Source organism: Bacillus salipaludis, assembly GCF_004358205.1.
The window spans coordinates 1-16,668 of record NZ_SMYO01000029.1 but is presented as its reverse complement, the minus strand read 5'-3'; the positions used below and the strand labels follow the sequence as shown (position 1 = coordinate 16,668).

At 39.2% G+C, this 16,668-nt stretch carries 13 protein-coding genes, 11 tRNA genes, 1 rRNA gene and 1 pseudogene; 4 read left to right on the top strand and 22 right to left on the bottom strand.

What is annotated here, in order from left to right:
- Nucleotides 1–33 precede the first annotated feature (33 nt).
- Nucleotides 34–780, top strand: coding sequence for a helix-turn-helix transcriptional regulator (locus tag E2K98_RS28005; RefSeq protein ID WP_133339991.1), 747 nt, complete (start codon nucleotides 34–36; stop codon nucleotides 778–780).
- Nucleotides 781–1,231: 451 nt separating this feature from the next.
- Here E2K98_RS28005 and ftsZ read toward each other — a convergent pair.
- From ftsZ to E2K98_RS27985, 4 genes and pseudogenes are all read right to left on the bottom strand, one after another.
- Nucleotides 1,232–2,272 (bottom strand): annotated as a pseudogene (ftsZ, locus tag E2K98_RS28000) (cell division protein FtsZ); the annotation flags it as partial.
- A gap of 416 nt (nucleotides 2,273–2,688) precedes the next feature.
- The gene (locus E2K98_RS27995; protein ID WP_133339989.1) at nucleotides 2,689–4,176 is read right to left on the bottom strand and encodes a sodium:solute symporter family protein; all 1,488 of its coding nucleotides are present in this window, start codon (nucleotides 4,174–4,176) and stop codon (nucleotides 2,689–2,691) included.
- Nucleotides 4,173–4,376 (bottom strand): DUF3311 domain-containing protein, encoded by a 204-nt coding sequence (locus tag E2K98_RS27990; RefSeq protein WP_133339987.1) that lies wholly within the window; start codon nucleotides 4,374–4,376, stop codon nucleotides 4,173–4,175. Before E2K98_RS27990 ends, E2K98_RS27995 begins: the two co-directional genes overlap by 4 nt.
- 68 nt (nucleotides 4,377–4,444) lie before the next feature.
- Nucleotides 4,445–5,659, bottom strand: coding sequence for an amidohydrolase (locus E2K98_RS27985; protein WP_133339985.1), 1,215 nt, complete (start codon nucleotides 5,657–5,659; stop codon nucleotides 4,445–4,447).
- Nucleotides 5,660–5,811: 152 nt separating this feature from the next.
- Here E2K98_RS27985 and E2K98_RS27980 point away from each other — a divergent pair, with 152 nt between their 5' ends.
- On the top strand, nucleotides 5,812–7,917 hold the full coding sequence (locus E2K98_RS27980) for a helix-turn-helix domain-containing protein (protein WP_165976412.1): 2,106 nt from the start codon (nucleotides 5,812–5,814) through the stop codon (nucleotides 7,915–7,917).
- Between the two features lie 74 nt (nucleotides 7,918–7,991).
- Here the strand turns inward: E2K98_RS27980 and E2K98_RS27975 are convergent, their stop codons facing one another.
- Both E2K98_RS27975 and E2K98_RS27970 read right to left on the bottom strand, forming a co-directional pair.
- On the bottom strand, nucleotides 7,992–8,792 hold the full coding sequence (locus E2K98_RS27975) for an N-acetylmuramoyl-L-alanine amidase (protein ID WP_133339981.1): 801 nt from the start codon (nucleotides 8,790–8,792) through the stop codon (nucleotides 7,992–7,994).
- Complete coding sequence (locus E2K98_RS27970) at nucleotides 8,792–9,394, bottom strand: YARHG domain-containing protein (protein WP_133339979.1); 603 nt, start codon at nucleotides 9,392–9,394, stop codon at nucleotides 8,792–8,794. Before E2K98_RS27970 ends, E2K98_RS27975 begins: the two co-directional genes overlap by 1 nt.
- Nucleotides 9,395–9,989: 595 nt before the next feature.
- Here E2K98_RS27970 and E2K98_RS32460 point away from each other — a divergent pair.
- Both E2K98_RS32460 and E2K98_RS27965 read left to right on the top strand, forming a co-directional pair.
- Nucleotides 9,990–10,529, top strand: a complete 540-nt coding sequence (locus E2K98_RS32460) for a CBO0543 family protein (RefSeq protein WP_407921239.1) — start codon at nucleotides 9,990–9,992, stop codon at nucleotides 10,527–10,529.
- A 272-nt stretch (nucleotides 10,530–10,801) separates the two neighbouring features.
- Nucleotides 10,802–11,176, top strand: a complete 375-nt coding sequence (locus E2K98_RS27965; RefSeq protein ID WP_133339977.1) for a nucleotide excision repair endonuclease — start codon at nucleotides 10,802–10,804, stop codon at nucleotides 11,174–11,176.
- A gap of 129 nt (nucleotides 11,177–11,305) precedes the next feature.
- Here E2K98_RS27965 and E2K98_RS27960 read toward each other — a convergent pair whose 3' ends face one another.
- The 16 genes from E2K98_RS27960 to rrf all read right to left on the bottom strand — a co-directional run bounded on the left by E2K98_RS27960 (nucleotide 11,306) and on the right by rrf (nucleotide 16,631).
- Nucleotides 11,306–12,019: a YukJ family protein gene (locus E2K98_RS27960; protein WP_133339975.1), complete on the bottom strand. Its 714-nt coding sequence runs from the start codon at nucleotides 12,017–12,019 to the stop codon at nucleotides 11,306–11,308.
- Nucleotides 12,020–12,300: 281 nt separating this feature from the next.
- A complete protein-coding gene (locus tag E2K98_RS27950; RefSeq protein ID WP_133339973.1) occupies nucleotides 12,301–13,182 on the bottom strand; it encodes a PhzF family phenazine biosynthesis protein in 882 nt (293 codons plus the stop codon).
- A 14-nt stretch (nucleotides 13,183–13,196) separates the two neighbouring features.
- Entirely contained in the window at nucleotides 13,197–14,078 is an 882-nt protein-coding gene (locus tag E2K98_RS27945) for an alpha/beta fold hydrolase (RefSeq protein ID WP_133339971.1), read from the bottom strand.
- Between the two features lie 15 nt (nucleotides 14,079–14,093).
- Nucleotides 14,094–14,888 carry a GNAT family N-acetyltransferase gene (locus E2K98_RS27940; RefSeq protein WP_133339969.1) on the bottom strand — a complete coding sequence of 265 codons (795 nt, stop codon included), beginning with the start codon at nucleotides 14,886–14,888 and terminating at the stop codon, nucleotides 14,094–14,096.
- A gap of 204 nt (nucleotides 14,889–15,092) precedes the next feature.
- Nucleotides 15,093–15,163: transfer RNA gene (locus E2K98_RS27935), tRNA-Gly, on the bottom strand.
- 147 nt (nucleotides 15,164–15,310) lie between these two features.
- Nucleotides 15,311–15,384 (bottom strand) — tRNA-Asp (locus E2K98_RS27930).
- A 5-nt stretch (nucleotides 15,385–15,389) separates the two neighbouring features.
- Nucleotides 15,390–15,463, bottom strand: a tRNA-Met gene (locus E2K98_RS27925).
- 256 nt (nucleotides 15,464–15,719) lie between these two features.
- Nucleotides 15,720–15,792: transfer RNA gene (locus E2K98_RS27920), tRNA-Ala, on the bottom strand.
- A gap of 22 nt (nucleotides 15,793–15,814) precedes the next feature.
- Nucleotides 15,815–15,891: transfer RNA gene (locus E2K98_RS27915), tRNA-Pro, on the bottom strand.
- Between the two features lie 8 nt (nucleotides 15,892–15,899).
- Nucleotides 15,900–15,976, bottom strand: a tRNA-Arg gene (locus E2K98_RS27910).
- Nucleotides 15,977–16,008: 32 nt separating this feature from the next.
- A tRNA-Leu gene (locus tag E2K98_RS27905) sits at nucleotides 16,009–16,097 on the bottom strand.
- 4 nt (nucleotides 16,098–16,101) lie between these two features.
- A tRNA-Gly gene (locus E2K98_RS27900) sits at nucleotides 16,102–16,176 on the bottom strand.
- A gap of 7 nt (nucleotides 16,177–16,183) precedes the next feature.
- Nucleotides 16,184–16,268 (bottom strand) — tRNA-Leu (locus tag E2K98_RS27895).
- 13 nt (nucleotides 16,269–16,281) lie between these two features.
- A tRNA-Val gene (locus tag E2K98_RS27890) sits at nucleotides 16,282–16,357 on the bottom strand.
- 40 nt (nucleotides 16,358–16,397) lie between these two features.
- Nucleotides 16,398–16,472, bottom strand: a tRNA-Glu gene (locus E2K98_RS27885).
- Nucleotides 16,473–16,514: 42 nt separating this feature from the next.
- A 5S ribosomal RNA gene (gene rrf, locus E2K98_RS27880) occupies nucleotides 16,515–16,631 on the bottom strand.
- Between the last annotated feature and the right edge of the window lie 37 nt (nucleotides 16,632–16,668).

Genomic DNA, 16,668 nt, shown 5'->3' with positions numbered 1-16,668 from the left:
GTTATAATCAAAAATAAAATCGGTGATGACTATATGGAATTTTTACCCAGTGGTATGTATCAAAAAATTCTAACCTTCATGGATGAAGTAACAGGTACCGAACCGGATTTTCGAAAACAAGTGCTGCTTGCATTTGACCGATTATTTGGTTTTCATCAATCTAATTTTTGGTTAAGTGACGAGAATGAAAACTTTATCGATCCTGTCATGCTAAATATAGATAAGCATGTCATGGATGACTATCTAGAGAATCATTATCATTTTGACGTTTTAATTCCACAAAAAATGATACATAGAATACATAAACAAAGGGTTATCAGTAATCTTGAACTCTTCCCTCCACAAGGCTATGAAAAAAGCGAATTCTATAATAATTTCATGAAAAAATACGGGTTTTATTATGATGTTGGATTAGTACTTTATAATGAAAATAAGATTATAGGACTGATAGATTTTGTACGATCAAAAAAGGATCATCCCTTTAGTTCCTTGGAATTGATGTCGATGGAGATGATTTCTAGATTCTTAACACAAAAGGTCCTCCAATCTCCTTTAATACCATATGAATCAACTAAAAATAACATCAATGACAGTTTTCATGAGTTAACGTTGAAAGAAAAGGAAGTATTAAATCTAGTTCAAAAAGGTTTTACAAATGTCGATTTGGCCAATGAACTATTCATAAGTGTCAATACCGTAAAAAAACATTTGCAAAGTATCTATAAAAAGTTTGATGTCTCAAACCGAACAAGTTTGTGCTATAAAATAAATACAAAGTGACTGGCACATCATCTTCTATAAAAAATATCAAAACAAAAAAACGCTCATCTGAGCGTTTTTTGAATGAATCAATCTGAATTCCCTTTCTGACTTCCTAAATGAATCAAGTTCGTCTCCTTCGATTACGCAGAAACGACGGAATATCCAAAGGGTCTTTTGCCTGTTCGTTGTATCGGTCATAATTTACTTTTGGCGGTTCGGAGTACCGATCATGATTTTCCTTCGGAGGTTCAGGGTACCGGTCATACTCTCTCCTCGAAGGTTCGGAGTATCGGTCATACTCTTCCCTCGAAGGTTTGGAGTATCGGTCATACTCTCCCTTTGAAGGTTCGGAGTATCGGTCATACTCTTCCCTCGAAGGTTCGGAGTATCGGTCATACTCTCCCCTTGAAGGTTCAGAGTATCGGTCATACTCTTGAACGGGTTCACTTCGGTATCTCGGCTCGCGCGGCCTGCGCGGTAACCGATTTTCCCTTTGATATGTATCAGATATTTCTTCCACGGAAGGCTGGGAAGGCGTTTCTACAACGGTTTCCTCTTCCTCATTGAATCCAGTAGCAATGACGGTTACAATGATTTCATCTTGTAAGTTTTCATTAATAACCGACCCAAAAATCATATTTAATTCCTCGTGAGAAGCATCAGCGACAATATCGGCTGCTTCCTGTACTTCAAAAAGACTTAAATTATTGCCGCCCGTTATATTCATGATCACACCTTGCGCTCCATTGATGGAGGTTTCCAGCAGCGGACTGTTTAATGCTTTCCGAGCAGCTTCAGCCGCACGATTACTCCCAGTGGCAATACCGATTCCCATTAGGGCAGTACCTTTATGAGACATGACCGTTTTCACATCAGCAAAATCCAGGTTGATTAAACCAGGCACAGCAATTAAATCGGAAATCCCTTGAACCCCCTGTCTGAGGACATTATCCGCTTCACGGAAAGCTTCCACCATGGGGGTCTTTTTATCTACAATCTCCAATAACCGGTCATTGGGAATAATAATTAGGGTATCCACCGCTTCCCCGATGGCGTTAATTCCAATTTCAGCGTTTTTTGCACGTTTTAGACCTTCAAATTTAAACGGACGGGTAACAACCCCAATGGTCAAAGCGCCAAGCTTACGGGCAATTTTCGCAATCGCCGGAGCTGCCCCTGTACCAGTTCCGCCGCCCATTCCAGCTGTAACGAAAACCATGTCTGCGCCTGCTAAAACCTCTTCGAGCTGCTGTTTGCTTTCTTCGGCGGCCTTTCTTCCTATTTCCGGATTTGCACCAGCTCCTAAACCTCTTGTCAAGGCTCCGCCGATTTGCATTGTAATCTCGGCTTTTGATTGATTAAGAGCCTGTGCATCGGTATTAACAGCAATAAATTCTACACCCTCCACCCCAGCTTCGATCATTCGGTTCACGGCGTTGTTTCCCCCGCCGCCAACACCAATGACTTTGATCGTAGCGAATTGGTCGAAATCGGCATCAAATTCTAACATGATGATTCCTCCTATATCTAAATTTAGTTGAATTTCCTCACTAGGATTGCATGATAAATCTTTTATCTAATTTAAATTTCCCGTCTCTTTTTGGTGTTTAGTAGATTAGGAGGTCCAAGTAAAGTTTCTAGAATGACTCTTTTGCCATTAAACATGATGTAGTTTTAAGTCTACTTAACCTGGATTTTATTGTCTAGTTAAGATAAACCTATTCAAAAGGGGGAAAAAATGGGGAAAAATTCACACTTCTTTTTAATAGAATTTACCTACCATCTTTTTTTCTCAGAGAGAAATAGATTGAGAAATGAAAAACCAGAAGGTGATTTTTCACCTCCTGCTTATTCATTGAGCGTCGCACCGATTCACTAAGCTAAATTTCGTACCGATGAGTAATTTTTCATACGGAATTGGTTTATTCAAGATGAAACAGATTGAACTTGTTCTTTTACAGTTGATTGAACGACTTTGCTTCTTGTAACAAGACTTACAATAATCATAGTAGAAACATTTACAATGAGAGCGATAATCCCGGTGTTTAATTCTTGCACCGATTGCGGCAAAATTGGGAAAAGCGTGCCAATCGATGCCCCGGTAATCGTAACATACCCTACGACAATCATTCCCGTAATCATTCCGCCCGCAGCACCTTGCTTCGTAACAAAATTACTCTTCATTAAGCTTGCGAGAACCGCCGGGAATAATTGGGTCACAAAACTATACGCCATTAAAAGCAACGTTACAATCCCATCTCCCCCATTTAAAGTAAAATAAACGGAAATAAGCGCGATTACAGGTACTAGGGATTTTGCAATGATGGAAACCTGTTTATCTGTTGCTGCTGGCACGATAACTTTATAAACATTCTTAGCTAATGAACTCGATGAAACCATTAATAACATCGAACCGGGGACTAAAGCGGTTAATAATCCTGCTGCTCCGATTACCCCGACAAACCACGGATCAAATGTTTGAATTGAAATTCGGAGCAAGGCAAGATCCGTTGCTGCCCCTTCTAAACCTGGGACTTGACCGATAGCCGCAAAACCGACGAAAAAGACAAAAAGCAGCATGATAACATATAAAGGCGTAAAAATGGCGTTTTTTCGAACTGCTTTTGCACTCTTTGCCGAGTAGGCCGATACGAACAAATGAGGCCACATGGCTGACCCTAACACGGTCATGATAACAGTAGAGATGAGCCATGATACACTTAATCCTTTATCAGGAATTGTTAAAAATCCAGGATTAGCTGCATGAATCGATTCAAACATCGGTTTTATTCCTCCATAGTAATGGAAAGGAATATAAATCCCGATAAAGGCTACAATCGCAAAGATTAAAATATCCTTAATGACAGCGGTCCATGCCGAGCCGTGAATACCAGAGATCATGACATAAATCGTTACGGAAATAGCACCAATCCAAACTGCAGCGGTGGGAGATATCGATCCATAAGAAGCTTCCGAAACAATGATTCCTAATCCTTTTAATTGAAGAACAATGTAAGGAATCATGGATATGACACCAATAAAGGCTACGAGTACCCCTAGATATTTACTTTTAAACTTTGTAACAAAGAAATCCGATTGGGAAACAAGATTCTGTTCCTTTGCGTATTTCCAGATGGCCGGAAACATCCAATAAATTAAGACATAAGAAAGACTTAAATAAGCGAGGATATAAAGGGCTGGTCCGCCTTTTCCGTAGGCCCAAGAGCTCGCACCCAGGAATGTAAAGGTAGTAAAAGCTTCACCCGCCATTAAAAGAAAGACAAAGATTGCACCGAAGCCTCGTCCTCCGACTGTCCACTGCTCAAGGCTCATATCCTTGCCTTTTTTCGCTTTGATCCCTAAATAAAGTGAAAAGAGTAAAAAACCCAAAATAACTAAAAGGGCTGAATTCATACAATATCCCCTTCCTTGTTTGCAGGGTCCAGTTTATAAACGATTGCCAATAGGACAGATGTCAAAATAACCCACACAATCACCCAAAAAAACACAAATGGTAATCCTAAAATATACGGTTCTACTTTGTTAACAAATGGCAAACATCCTAGCATACCTAGAAACGGTAGTAAGGAAAGTAACGCAATCACTCGTTTCATCAGTTTTCCCCCTTAATTAAAAGTTGAATGACACATCTTAAACCTAGTGGATACGCTTACAAATCATTCTAGCTTTCTTGCATGATGAAGCCTGATTTTGCTCGAGAATGTTCTGATAGATAATCAAAAACAGCACTGATAAATAGTTTCCCAATCAAAATCATGGACCGCTCATCCACATCAAACTTTGGATGGTGATGCGGGTAAATAGCATTGATTTCAGGGTTAGCGGCGCCGACCCACACGAAAGTTCCTGGAACTTCCTTTACATAATAAGCAAAGTCTTCCATCCCCATCATCGCTTCAATATGTTGGACTTTGTCTTCTCCAAACAAGGATGTCGCCAATTTTTCCATTCTTTTTGTTTCCTCTGGATGGTTCCAGACAGCTGGGTAGCCTCGAGTGTATGTAAAGTTGGAAACCGCACTTGCCCCTTTGCATGTGGATTCGACAACTTGTCCCATTTGTTCCTCAATCAAATCCCTTACCTCTTCATCAAACGTCCGAACAGTTCCGATAATTCTTGCTTTATCTGGGATTACATTAAACCCGCTGCCACTATTAAAGGCACCGACTGTAATAACAGCCGTTTTAATAGGATCAACCCGCCTGCTGACTATTTGCTGCAAATTCATCACAAGCTGACTTCCAGTCACAACGGGGTCAACTGTTAAATGAGGTGTTGCACCATGACCACCTCTGCCTTGAATCTCAATTTCAAATGTATCCCCACAAGCACAGATGTAGCCTTCTTTAATGCCAATGATTCCATAGGGATGCATGGAAGAAACGTGTGCTCCAAAAATCACATCTACTCCCTCTAAACAACCGTCCTCAACCATTGATTTTGCTCCGCCAGGGATAACTTCCTCAGCAAACTGATGAATGAACACAATATTTCCTTCCAATTCGTCTCTCACTTCACTTAACACCTTGGCAACACCAAGTAATGCGGCAGTATGGAGATCATGTCCACATGCATGCATCACGCCAGGGACCTTGGATTTGTATTCAACATCTTTTTCGTCTTGAATCGGCAAGGCATCGAAATCAGCCCGTAATGCGACGGTTTTCCCTGGCTTACCCCCTCGGAGCAATCCCGTAACACCTCTTCCGCCCACTCCTGTTTTCACTTCCAAGCCTAAGTTGGTTAAAAAAGCGGCTACTTTCTTCGGTGTATTCACCTCTTGGAACGACAGCTCGGGATTCATATGAAGATCCCTTCGAATATCGACCATTTCTGAATAAAGTTTTTCCAGTTTATTAAAAAGCTGTTCTTGCATAAGTAAACCTCCTTTTAGTAGACTACACACCGAATAATCCTCATACTTTTCAAAATATTATAAAAAGTATAAAATGATTTTAAAGCGTTTTCAATGTAGGTATTTACCGATTATCCTCAATATTATGTATGTATTTACACCGGGAGGTTCCTATGGAAGTGATAAAGCCAGCTCTATCCTTTTTAGATCATGTAATAAATAAAACCCCTTTTCAAATTTGGGCAGGTCAACAGCATGATCAAAAACATATTTATAGTAACGGCAGCGAGATTCCTCTTTTACCGCCATTTTTTTCCCTTTGCAAACCATTTAAAACCTATTCGATAAACAGTCAAAACGGGAAGACCTTCCTCCATTTTTTATATCCGGAAGAGTTTTATATCTGTCTTTGCATGTTTAAAGAAAATTTGATTCTACCTGACGAAACACTCAAACAGCTTCACTATTATTTTTATCCTTTATACAGTCAGGAGTTGATTCAAAAGCGAGATCGCGAATGGAAAATGGTGATGGAAATAACAAGATCAATCAATTCATCCATTAATACGGATGAGGTGCTAACGAATATCGTTCGAAATGCCATCAAGGTGATCCCCGCATCAGATGCAGGATATTTACAGCTATTTGATGAGGAGCGGGAACGACTGGTTATAAAGGCAGCTGTTGGTTTCAATGAACACATTAACCACTTCCAACCCAAAAGTGGTGAGTCGATAACGGGAATGACCTATCTAGATGGAAAGACGAGAATTTACCATTCTCGAAAAGAAATCTTGGCTTCAATGAGCGAAGAAAAGATTACGGAGGAAAATTTCCAACATATTATGGCTTCTTCCGATCAGCATTTTCTTAAAGGAGGAATTTGTGTAGCTGTTTCCGTTGGGGAAAAGCGAATTGGCGTCATGATGGTACACCAATTTTTCACTGAAGGAGGCTTAACAAACCGGGATATCGATTTATTACAAGGTTTTGCTGACCAAGCAGCCATTGCTATCCAAAATGCAGCGCTTTTTTCTGAGATAAAGAATAATTTTGCTGTGCTGACAGAACTAAGTGAGCAGTTGACAGAAAAAAATGCATTGTTAAACAAACGCAATCAAGTTCATAAAACGTTAACACAAATTTCATTGGAAAATAAAGGCGTTAAAACAATTATTTCGGAATTAAGCAAAATGATAGAAACGCCCATTTCCTTTTTCGATTGCACGGAAGATGAATTTTTTTGCAGTCATCAAAGCCAGCTCCACCTCTTTCATTATGAAGAAATTAGAAAAATAATTCATCCGAATCATGGCCCTCATAATATCGAAGTTCATGGCACGGAAAATGGTTCTTATTATCTTTATCCGATTCATAATGGAACTGCTTTTTTAGGGTGCTTAATTGTGGCAGCAACAAATCCGCTGAGCAAAATGGATATCGTAACGATTGAACAAGGAGGTGCGATTCTTTCATTAGAATTAGTAAAAAAACATACGTTGACAGATATTTACTACAAGAAAACTCATGAATATTTTACTGCAATCATTAAAAATACAAATCCCGACTCGCTCTATGAACATGCAAAAGATCTTGGACTCATTCCATCCTCCTATCTATGTGTTGCCTTATTTGAAATAAAAACATATCCTGACTTGCAACTTTTAGAAGCAAATATTCACCGCTTAGTTTCATTTATTAAAAAAGGCTTTCCAGAGCATCATTTGTTAATCTATGGTTTTCACAATAAAGTCAATCTTCTCATCTCTACTGATCATCCAGCAACTCAAGCAAAGATAACGGAAAGACTCGCAAATCTAATCAGGATTTGGGAAAGTAAGGATGGATTAGAGGTATCGGTTGGTATTGGTTCAACCTATAAAGGAATTGAATATATTTCAAGGAGCTATGATGAAGCAGAAAAAGCACTCGCGTATTTAGCTAATCGGAGCGAACAGAGGATTATTCATTATGAAAACATTGGAGTAAACCGCCTATTTATCCATCAGCAGCCGCAGGAAATTGAACGTTTTTTAGAGGAAACATTAGCTCAGCTTTTGTCAGAAAAGAACCATCATGAACTAGAACATACACTCCTTACCTATATTCAATTGAACAAGTCAGCTGTCGAAACAGCTAAAAAGCTTCATATTCATATAAATACGCTTTACAAGCGGTTAAAAAGAATCGAAGAACTATTAAATGTTGATTTTAATAATCCAGAAGATAACCTAAAAATTCAATTAGCCTGCCACTTGAGAAGCTTCGTACAAGCTTAAAAGGAGAAGTGCTCATAACACTTCTCCCTGCAACCTTTACCGTTCCCTAATAATTGATGTGGGGCCAGGCACTGTCATGAACGACGCACTGACTCCCTGAAATCTACAATCCCACGAGCAACATCTTTCATTAAATAAGTGAGATACGTTTCATTCGAAAGATTCTTATCCTCGATTGGGTTTGTCATGAATCCCATTTCGATTAAGACCGCTGGGACTTGAGACCAATTTGTGCCGGACAAATCGTCGCGAAAGGAAATACCATTTACTTTGACATCCCGATTTTCCTTTACCTCATCCACAATCAATTGGGAGGCCTTTAAACTATCCTTGTAGATGGTTTTCGTATAAGGATTCTTGCTTGATGGGGTTAGAATCGAAAAGCCTCTGACACTCCGATTGGTTGATCCGTCCGCATGAAGGCGAATAAACAAGTCCGCCTTATTCACATTGGCCATTTCAGCCCTTACTTTATTACTTACATTCACATCGTTTGAGGTTCGTGTATACACGACGTTAAAACCTTTTTCTTTTAAGATTGCACCTAAAATTCTAGAAGCCTTTAATGTCAGCTTATATTCAGGTGTACCGGTTGTGATCCCCCTAGTTCCTCCCGTTACTTTTGGTTTTTCCTGGTTAGCCCCTGGGCCGATTTTTTCAGTTGATAAATCAGCTTTTTGCTGGTGACCAGGGTCAATGCAGATGACAAGCGGTTTCCTTTTTGGCTTCGCCGTGATGGGAAGTGCTGTCTTTTCCTTTTTTTCATCCCGTGCAAGCGGTTCTTTTTGTTCAACTGCTCGAAAACAAATAAATGTGATCAAGACCATCACAAGGATGAGAAGAATGGAACCATATTTTTTAAAAAAGCGGCTCACTATAGACTGTCCTCTCTTGCCTTGATGGTGGTTACATTTTGTCTTTCTACATCATTTAATGAGCCATCAAAGGATGCATTGGCATGATACCACGATTTACCTGAAAAATACTTTTGCAAATCCTTCGATTTAAACACATAGCCATGACGGGCGTAGATTTCATTTCTGGCTAAACGAAGCTGCCATTTTGGTAAGATATCTATGTCGTCTAAGCTCAGCAACCTTTTATTACTAGTAGGTATAATATAATCGGAAGAAGAAGGTTTTGAACTTTCTGGCAAAAGGTCACTAGATTCTTTTTTATTTTCTGCCGTTTTCTCTGTTGATGGAGCAACCTTTTTAGTTGCTGTAACACTTGTTTTTGTTACTGGCTTTTGAAGGCCTTTAACTACGAACGGAGTGACACTTACAACAGCCAGCATCCCAACAATGGATCCAACGGCCACTATTTTCTTATTTTTCGAACGATATTTCTTTTTTTCCACACGGGAATTAGGGTTTGGGGATATATTTTTATGATCTTTAGTGATTCCCGAACCGCAGTTCGGACAGAATCCACTAGATTTATTAACTTTTCTACCACAATTACTGCAAGAATTCATGAAATCATTCCCCCATCTATTAATTATTCCTAGAAGGACATAAAAATATCTATAATCATAGTTATTATAGAACAAAAAGAGGATTCAATTTTTGCAAACAGATTAAATTGATGTGACATTTGAACCAACTCAAAGCCAAAGTAAGTAACTGTTCTTCCCCCATCTAGTTTTCCTCCCAATTGTAAATACCAGCCGTCTTTCTACCAGTTTACTACACAAATCGACAAGTTCAGCGCCTTCTTTTCCAATCAAACGTTTAATTAAAACCGGAGCAAATCCTTTTAGAAAACGAACATTGGCTAGTTTCCTAGGAAATATTTTGTCGATAAGATCGTTCTGTTTTTTCCGTATAATCTCCCAAACTATCAAAATCCAGCATATCCCGCATATTTTGACTAGTTCCTACAAACCAGCCTACTAATCAAACAATTGATTAGTATCCGGAAATAGGTTGTTAAATAAGGATTTCCCGCCTTACTTCAGTAAAAACATTGTCAAAATCCCCAGAAAGGGTTCCTCAATAAAACCTGAAAATAATTTCCTTATTATGGACATAATAAAATGGCATATTGACTGGGACTTATAGGAGGACACTATGGTTCACGAACTATTTAGATACTTCCCTTTACTATTTTCAATAATACTTCTTGTTGCAGCAATCATATTTGCCGATTGGAAAAATTGGAGAGAATATTACTCAACCATCCTATTTGCTATTAGTGTAGACTTTTTTATTGCCATCATTACCTATAAACATTCACTCTGGTTCTTCCATAAATCCTTATTAGTTCCCAATCATACGATAGCTGATTTTTTTATTGCTTATACAAATATCCCTCTCATCATATTAACTTTTCTTTCACATTATCCAAACAAGACTCAATTCGTTATACAATTTTCTTATATTTTCGTATGGAGTATTGTATTCACAGTCATAGAGACCATTTTTTTATTGATGAAACTTATGTCCTATCACAATGGATGGAACTTTTGGTGGTCATTAATTGTTTGGTTTTTTATATTTATTGGTATCACAATTCATCAAAAAAGACCCTTATTGGCATGGGGTCTCTGTTTTATATGTACGATTTTTCTGGTTCTTTACTTTCAAATACCCGTTTTAAAATTAAAATAATGATGAGGCTTTAGAGCGTAATTGTTGATATAATCCGAAAAGTGTTGATATCTGTTTAAATTTTGTTGATATAATCCATTTTTGTGTCGATATCCTCGAAAAAGTGTTGATATCCTCGAAAAAGTGTTGATATCCCTCAAAAATTTGTTGATATTCGACAATAGGAGCAGTTATTCTCAGCAACAACCCCCAAAACTTGAAAATAACTGCTAGCTAATGTATTTTGAAGAGAGCTTAAATTACGTTTTACCTCAGAATAGGAAGTGAAGATTATGATAAAGATTGAAATACCAAATCCTGATGTTGTAATAACGAAACAAAGACAGTTAGGTGAAAAAGTAGAAGCTGTGATTAGCAGTGAATATGGTTTTACGGATTATCATCGAATTCCTCGTGATAAAGGCGGGATTATCCTACTTTTTAACGCAGAGGATGAACTGTTATATGTCGGCAAAGCACGGAAATTGCGTCCAAGAGTAAAGAAACATTTTGAGGATACCGTTTCCCCCATTAAAATGCACCGTGATGAAGTATATAAAATTGCGGTTTGCGTCGTCGAAGATCCAACGGAAAGAGAAATTTACGAAACCTATATCATCAACAAGCAGCACGCAAAATACAATATTGACAAAGTGTTTTATAAATAAATTCCGTCAACATAAAATCACCTTGCACTATAAGTGCAAGGTGATTTTCACATTTTCTATAAACTTTTGCTGAGTGGGGGTCAGACCCCCGAATTCAGGCCTTATAATAGGTGAATTTCCAACTATAGCTCAGTACAAAGATTGTAGATGGTTGCTGACATTTGCAACGTTTAAATGATTACATTTATTTACGGATTCAATTGCATGTCCGTTATCATCCGTACACCAGGATTGGGATTGGAAGGCTAAAAAAATCCCTGCCCATCGATTCTCTTCGGTAAAATGAATAAGGATCTCACCGTCTTGCCAGATTCCATCATCATTTTTCCATCGGCCCACATTCCCCTGATTCATATGAATATCATGGATCCCGTTACCAGGTAAAAAGTGAAAATATTGATCCGGATTATCCTCTTCCGGTCCCCATCTCTCACCATAAGCATATAGAGTTGCATTTTTCTCCATGGCTTCCTTGATGTAGTACTCTACTTTTTCATTTAAATCATTATTGAGACCAGGTTTAAAAGGTGGAAGGGCAACCATTTCCTTGGGGTCGAATAATCCCCCGCGAATATAGTCGAGGGCAATATCCCGATTGTCGTTCGTGATGGGAATAAATCCAGAAGGGAGTGATGGCAATTTTGTGATTTGTTCGGAGTTAAAATTCTCGCTAACATAGTAAAGAACTTCCGAGGGGTGCGTTCCTGATTGAATGTTAACCGCGATTCGATAATTCGTCTCTTGGTCATCTTTAAGATGAATTTCAAAATGAGGGTTTCCGGAGCGACCGATGGCAGTGTTCACAACTTTCCCTTTCAAAACGGTATAATTTCGTAAAGGCATTGGCAGATCCTCCTCTAGTAAATTTAATTACTTGTTTCTATTTTAAGCCATATTCTTTTTCATCACCACATTCTATTTCCTTATTTTTCTATTACTAGGTTAATACTTTTAGATTAAATTAGCCTTTCACACCGCTTCTTAGATGTAAAACATGTAGTGGAACAGAAGTTTTCTTCCCTTGAAGATGAAATCCTTACATTGGAACGTCCAATCAAAAGATGACGGTAAAGGGTGGAAAAAATTTTTTCCACACTTTGTATGATTGATTCTCAAAAAAACGACTACAGAAACCATTCACCCTGAGCGATTTTTTCTACCCTGCCACCTACAAAAACACTAATTTTCCCATCAGCATCACTTGCTTTTAAAAACAATAAAGAAGCCCTGTTCATTTCATATCCTTGTTCGACACGAAGATCAATTTCATTTTTTTCAAAAAATCGGTACTTTAATAAGTACCCGGCTAAGCAGCCGTTCGAGCTTCCCGTAGCCGCATCCTCAGGAATCCCATAATAATCTCCAAAATCACGAACATTTAAATCATTTTCTGGATGATAGGCTTCAGGAGAAAAAACCAGGATCGCTTTTGCTTCCCTATATTCAATTAGCTCAAAGTATTTTTCTTTGTTAATCTTTACTTTTTTAACAGCTTCTAAAGAGGTTAAAGGGACAATAATCACTGGAAGACCCGTGGAGACCTCCTGGATAGGATATTTTACATTTATGTATTCTTTATCGATGTTTAAAACTTCAGCAACTTTATCAGCTTCTAAAACTTGACCGAAAGTTGGTTCATTTTGCTTCATCCAAATCACTTCTTCTTGATGGTCGAAGGAAACGGGGATCTGACCAGCTTTAAAATTTAACTTAAGTTTGTCCGTTGGTTCTGCTAGAATTTCATTTTGAATAATATACGCCGTACCCAATGTCGGGTGGCCAGCAAAAGGAACTTCTTCATTCGGCGTAAAAATCCGAACATCATATCCCCCGTTATTTTTCACATTAGATAAAATAAAAGTCGTTTCAGAATAATTCATTTCCTTGGCGATTTGCTGCATCTCCTCATCAGATAAATTTCCAGCATTCTTAAAAACAGCAAGCTGATTTCCTGTATATTTCCCTTGTGAAAAAACATCCACAATTGAATAATTAATTTTCTTCAATTTGCTTCTCTCCTTCATTCGTAGTGCGTATTTAGAAACTCATTAATCCCCGCGTTAATTTTCACCAAATTTTCTTCCGAAGGAAAATGTCCCATATTAAAAGATTGGAAAGCTATTAAATTCGGTATGATTTCATTTGCTGCTTTACTTATGCTGTTTTCAGGAAAAAAAATATCCTTTTCCCCCGCGATGACTAGCGTTGGTGAATGATAATTTCGTAATTCCTCTTTTTCTGTCAATTTTGGCATATCTTGTTCGAGTTTGATGTATTTAAAAATATCACCGATGATTTGTTTATCGATTTCTTTCATACGACGATCGGACATGGCACCAGCGATTTGATTAAGATATTTTTCAGAGGATGTAGCTTTAAATAAAATTAACGGGAGAAATATATTCTTAATCATTTTTATTTTAGAACCTAACTGGATTCCCGCTGGTGACACTAAGACGGAGCAATCAATTTTATCAGGCTTAAAGGAGGCCATTCTCAATATAATCCCGGCTCCGTAGGACGCTCCAATAAATCCGCAACTCTTCATCCCAAAGTAATCCATTAATTCTTCAATCCAGATCGCAAAACTTCCATCCTTCGCAGAAATCCTAGTTTCATCACTGTATCCTGGATGACCAATTGTATCAGGGGCATAGATTCGATATTGATCGGTCAACGGTGAAAACCATGATAATGTCATTGGATTGATACAGTTGCCACCTTGAAATATAAACAATGGTTTTCCTTCGACAGGTCCTGCTACTAGCATATGAGTTTTCCCAAAGCTTGTATTGATATAGATTCTATCAACCTCAAACTTTAATGATTGAAGATAATTTTCATAGTGTTGAGAAAGTTTTCTTTTTCCTTCCGGGTTTTTAAAAATGGTTCCCGTCCTCATAGAACACCTCGATCTTTATCGATAGGTATACATCATCCAAAAACCAATATCCTCAAAGCCAATTCGCTTATAAATCGCTCCCGCTTCAGGATTATCGTAGAACAAACAAAGTTCTTTCCCCTCGCTTAAAAGTTGGCTGCATAGCCTAAGCATACACTTGGTTGCATATCCTTTTTTCTTATAGTCTTCTAACGTAGCTACCCCCACAACCATTGCAGACAATGAATTTTCTGCAGCTGTTGAGGCAGTGGAAACCATTTTTCCATCGTCCTCTAGAAAAAATGACCGGGAACTGCCGTCTTTCCATTCACGAATTTTTCTATCCACTGTGATAGTTGAATTGCAAAACTCTGGAATAGAGGTTAATAAGATAACAAGATCCGCTGCATCCGTGGGAGTTGCTTGTTGAATATTCGAAAAATCAATATTCGTAGGATCAACATTCAATTTGGTACACTTAGCATAATAGGTTTGTCTTTTCCTTTTATATGGTTGAGGCAAGTATGGCTCCATTTGTTCTGTGATTTCCTTAAGTCCAGACATCATCTTAAAAGCAGGATCTTTAGACATGATCTCGGCAAATCCATTAGCATTAAAAGCTTCTGTCGCAAATGGTATATAGTTTTCCTCATACTTTAACAAGACAGCAATCAATTTTCCTCTTTCGTTAAACTCTCCCCAAAGCTTTTGAAACTCTTGTTCATAACCATATGCTTCAATGTCACCAATGATAAATAAATTTTCAGCAGGTCGGGTCTTTAGGAAATTAAGACAAACCTCATGATCATTTTTATTTAGTCTTCTAATCATAGTTCTCTTCCTTCCGATTGCAATTTTAACCTTCCTTTTGACGAAAAAGACAGCTTCACAAATACTATTATCCATTCAGTCTCTTTCCTAATTCCTCCAATTCTATTATAAATACTAAGTAGGAACTTAAAAAGCCGTAACCTATCAGGAGGTTACGGCTTTTTCAAAGATATTTTTTTAATATTTAAACTCTTTCAAGATTGAAGCGGGTGATGGGAATCGAACCCACAACAACAGCTTGGAAGGCTGTGGTTTTACCACTAAACTACACCCGCAAATGATATTTTATTTTTTACAATACCGGTGGTCGGCCTCCCTGATTTGAACCGGGGATACTGGTCGATCGTGATCTACCAACTGAGCTACTGAGCCATAAAAAAAATCTATATCAACAGCAGGTATATCCTACTGGGGTAAAAGAACGGTCCGGACGGGACTCGAACCCGCGACCTCCTGCGTGACAGGCAGGCATTCTAACCAACTGAACTACCGGACCATATATTGCGGAGGCAGGATTTGAACCTGCGACCTTCGGGTTATGAGCCCGACGAGCTACCAGACTGCTCCACCCCGCGATAGTAAAAAATATTAAGTTTAAATGATGCTCTAAGCTTAACGACCGCCCCGATTTCAGTATGCTTATTCAAGATGCGGCTCAATCGGTGCGCTGTGGATTATTCGAAGAAGCATATTCGAACGTGCTCCACCCCGCGATAATAGAAAATATTAAGTTTGGATCATGCTCCAAGCTTAACGACCGCCCCGATTTCAGTATGCTTATTCAAGATGCGGCTTAATCGGTGCAATTTGACTAATTTCCCCAAAAAGGAATGGAGCCTAGCGGGATCGAACCGCTGACCTCCTGCGTGCAAAGCAGGCGCTCTCCCAGCTGAGCTAAGGCCCCATGGTATTAATATCATTTTGACTGGTCGGGAAGACAGGATTCGAACCTGCGACCCCTTGGTCCCAAACCAAGTGCTCTACCAAGCTGAGCTACTTCCCGTAAAAATATGGCGCGCCCGAAAGGAGTCGAACCCATAACCTTCTGATCCGTAGTCAGACGCTCTATCCAATTGAGCTACGGGCGCATTATGAAAGTTATTTTGCATGCGCAAAATACTGGTGCCGAGGACCGGAATCGAACCGGTACGGTAGTCACCTACCGCAGGATTTTAAGTCCTGTGCGTCTGCCAGTTCCGCCACCCCGGCAAATTGGAGCGGAAGACGGGATTCGAACCCGCGACCCCCACCTTGGCAAGGTGGTGTTCTACCACTGAACTACTTCCGCATAAGAATGGTGCGGGTGAAGGGAGTCGAACCCCCACGCCTTGCGGCGCCAGATCCTAAGTCTGGTGCGTCTGCCAATTCCGCCACACCCGCATATCCAATTAAATGGTGGAGGATGACGGGATCGAACCGCCGACCCTCTGCTTGTAAGGCAGATGCTCTCCCAGCTGAGCTAATCCTCCATTATACTGTCAGTTATTTTCACTGTCGTAATAAAAACTTTGGTGACCCCTACGGGATTCGAACCCGTGTTACCGCCGTGAAAGGGCGGTGTCTTAACCGCTTGACCAAGGGGCCAACTATAAAATTCAGCAAAATAATAGCCCCTAAAGGGGCTTAGCCTAGCAACGTCCTACTCTCACAGGGGGACAGCCCCCAACTACCATCGGCGCTGAGAAGCTTAACTTCCGTGTTCGGTATGGGAACGGGTGTGACCTTCTCGCCATTATTGCCAGACTATTTTATTTGAGGTATCATTCCCTCAAAACTAGAT